The sequence below is a fragment of the Mesorhizobium sp. P5_C1 genome (assembly GCF_054049815.1).
Genome location: NZ_JBFULQ010001292.1, coordinates 1 through 679 on the forward strand (window position 1 = coordinate 1; position 679 = coordinate 679).

The window sequence follows — 679 nt, forward strand, 5'->3', positions numbered from 1 at the left end:
CCCATGGGGTCAGTACAAAATGCGCGTCGACCGGTGGTTCTTCTGGGAAGCCACATATTACAAAAATTACCAGGGAGGGCGCGGCGACACCGACGTCTTCGTGCAGGCGCAGACATTCGGCGGAGCGCCTGAGTTTGACGAAATCACGGGACTAACTGGCTCAAACACGTCGAACGGCGACGGGGTTCTGTTCTATCCGGGCACGGACGCAATCTTTCGGGAGCATTCCTACGAGCTTGAAGGTCCGATTGCCAGCTTGCGTTTGAAACACTGGCGCCGCGGGATTCAGGATGTCGAATATCTGGCCCTTGCCGAGGCAATCGACCGCCAGGCGACCTGGGCCGTCATCGAGCGAATGGTCCCGAAGGTTTTGTGGGAGACGGGGGTCGGCGATTCCTCCGATCCGACCTGGGTCCATGCGCCTGTCAGTTGGAGCACAAATCCAGATGACTGGGAGTCCGCGCGCCGGGAATTGGCTGCTATCATAGAAAAGGGATCAATCCGATGACGGATTCAACCAGCCGCTTCAACTCTCTATTCCGGCCATGAACAGGTCACCCACACAAGTCACGCGCCTTCTCGTCCAGGCGGCCTGGAGGCGCCGCTGGTTGCTGATCATACCGATCCTGATTATGCTTCCAGCCGGCTTCGCCGCCAGCCAACTGATGCCGCTCAAGTA

At 58.6% G+C, this 679-nt stretch carries 1 protein-coding gene; it reads left to right on the plus strand.

Features of this window, described 5'->3' with window-relative positions:
- Window positions 1–508: DUF4091 domain-containing protein (locus tag ACXJ7R_RS35445; protein ID WP_457155849.1), on the plus strand; the 508-nt coding region annotated here is incomplete at its 5' end.
- Window positions 509–679: the final 171 nt, after the last annotated feature.